Origin of the sequence: uncultured Leptotrichia sp., assembly GCF_938036635.1 — a bacterium.
Taxonomy (GTDB): Bacteria; Fusobacteriota; Fusobacteriia; order Fusobacteriales; family Leptotrichiaceae; genus Leptotrichia; species Leptotrichia hongkongensis.
In genome coordinates, this window is sequence record NZ_CALHQO010000203.1 from 1 (window position 1) to 2,423 (window position 2,423).

The 2,423-nt window shown below is 30.3% G+C and carries 2 protein-coding genes; one reads left to right on the top strand and one right to left on the bottom strand.

The genetic code is table 11. From position 1 onward, the window contains the following. Window positions 1–229 precede the first annotated feature (229 nt). Window positions 230–1,306 carry a Xaa-Pro peptidase family protein gene (locus Q0370_RS03970; RefSeq protein ID WP_147006159.1) on the top strand — a complete coding sequence of 359 codons (1,077 nt, stop codon included), beginning with the start codon at window positions 230–232 and terminating at the stop codon, window positions 1,304–1,306. Between the two features lie 388 nt (window positions 1,307–1,694). On the opposite strand, the gene Q0370_RS03975 is transcribed toward Q0370_RS03970, so the two are convergent. After that, window positions 1,695–2,348: a DUF4240 domain-containing protein gene (locus Q0370_RS03975; RefSeq protein WP_299572427.1), complete on the bottom strand. Its 654-nt coding sequence runs from the start codon at window positions 2,346–2,348 to the stop codon at window positions 1,695–1,697. Window positions 2,349–2,423 lie beyond the last annotated feature (75 nt).

Here is a 2,423-nt window from a genome sequence, read left to right on the forward strand (position 1 = left end):
CAGCACATATAACAAAGGCATCATCAATATTTTGATGTCTTTCTTTATTTGTTAAAGCCCACATATCACTAAAGGTATCAAACTTGTATATACAATCTAACCATTTAAAGTTTTTTCTATTTATTTTCCATAGAGAATGAGCCCATTCAAGAAAAAATAAATAGAAAAAATTTTGAATTTATGTTACACTTTAAAAGTAAAAAAATTTTAATAAAAAAGAGGAAAAAACATGGAAAAAAGAACTGAAAAATTATCAAGAATTTTAAATGAATTAAATATTGATGGATTGTTTATTACAGACTTGTATAATCTTCGATATTTTACTGGGTTTACTGGGACAACTGGAGTTGCTCTTGCGACAAAAAATGGAAATTTTTTCTTTTCGGATTTTAGATACAAGACACAGGCGACTAAACAAGTTAGTGAAATGGGATTTGAATTTGTGGAAGTCTCACGTGGTTCACTTCAGACAGTTGGAGAATATATAAAGAAATTTGGGCTAAAAAATGTGGGATTTGAGGATGTGAATGTGTCATTTTCTCTTTATCAAACGATAAAAGACATTTTCAAAGTAGAATTAGTGCCAGTTGGAAATAAACTTGTAATGGAAAGAATGGTAAAATCAGAAGAAGAAATTGCACTTATTAAAAAGGCTGTGGAAATTAGTGATGTGGCTTTTTCAGAAGCTTTAAAAATTATAAAGGAAGGCGTTTCTGAAAAGGAAGTTTCTTCATATATGGAATACATTCAAAGAAAATTAGGTGCTGATGACCGTTCATTTACTACAATTTTTGCCAGCGGATACCGTTCAGCTATGCCACACGGAGTAGCTTCTGACAAAAAGATTCAAAAGGAAGAATTTATTACAATGGATTTTGGGGCATATTATGAAGGATATGTATCAGATATGACAAGAACTGTTTACTATGGGGACAATATTTCTGATAGACACGTAGAAATTTATAATACTGTTCTAGAAGCACAAATATTGGGTGTCAATACTATAAAAGAAGGAATAATGTCAGATGATGTTGACAAAGCTGTTAGAAACTTTTTAACTGAAAAAGGCTATGGCGAGTATTTTGGACATGGACTGGGACACGGAATCGGTGCTGAAATTCACGAATTACCTTACTTATCAAGCGCTTCACATATTGAACTAAAAGAAAACATGGTTGTAACTTCTGAACCAGGACTTTATTTTGACGGATGGGGCGGAGTTAGAATTGAAGATGACGTTGTAGTTAAAAAAGATGGTAGAGAAATATTAAATAAAAGTAATAAGGAATTAATTATTTTACATTAATTTTATTTTCCATTTACATAACGAATTTATTACAAACTTTTTCAATAAAGGATATAAACATAATATTTTCAAGTAATCTAAGATATAATTTTCATTTTTTAAACAGAGTCTAGCATAAGCTAATCTGTCGGAGCATTTTTCTGTGCTGGCAAAACTGTCTGAGCATAGCGAGTTTTTTGGCAGTGCAGAAAAATGTCGTAGACTAGCCATAGGTTATTGCGTAGCAATCTTGCCATAATTTTAATTATTAGGATAAATCTTTATTGCAAGGTAAGGTTTTGCGGCAATGAGCAATCCTGCAAAAATAAATAAAGAAAAGACATATAAAATACTAAATCTCATTAGAGAAGAGGGAATGTCCCATAAATTGAGACACTCCCTTATTTTTTTAAAAATACATTTTTTTAAATAAAGTTGGACAAACTTCTTTCATACTGTCAGGAAATTGTGTACACCAATGAAAGGTTATTTTTGGATATTCTTTATTTATGTAGCCTATTCTTCTTTTATATTCATTTAATTTTCTATTATAACTGTCAATAAAATCATCTCTGAAAATGGTTTTATCATTGATTTTACAATTTTCCTTTTTTAAAATATTATACGAATCATTTTTTCTAGTAAAGGCATAAACTGAAATGAAAGCAAAATTTTCATTTTCAAAATAATTTGTCATAAATTTTGCTTCAAAAGATATGTTTATATATTTTGATAAATTATCCTGATTTTTTATAATTGAATGATATATTTTTTCTCCCTGCGAAATCAACCATAGCCTAAAAAAATCAAAACTCCAGCTCGCTGTGTCGCCGTTTACAAGATACGAGGCACACCACAACTTTTCATTATAACTTTCACGCATTAATTCAAATGTAATTATTTCAAAATCAAAAATTTCCTCATCTGTTTTTTTTGATAGAATATCTATTAAATGGTCTACAAACTCATTATTATTTTTGGCTTTTTTATGCGATATGGAAATGTATTTCCAAAACTCTTCACGTTTCATTTTAAGTTTTGTAGCAAAATTTCTTATAGACATCTTTGTCACACCTCTTTTCCCCGGATCGTTCTGCCTCGGCAAAACGGGCGCACAAGTTCGAGCGTCCTCGCTCGG

Excerpts from the sequence above, each read along its gene's own strand:
- Q0370_RS03970 (WP_147006159.1), top strand. The coding sequence starts at position 230 with ATGGAAAAAAGAACTGAAAAATTATCAAGAATTTTAAATGAATTAAAT.
- Q0370_RS03975 (WP_299572427.1), bottom strand. The coding sequence starts at position 2,348 with ATGTCTATAAGAAATTTTGCTACAAAACTTAAAATGAAACGTGAAGAG.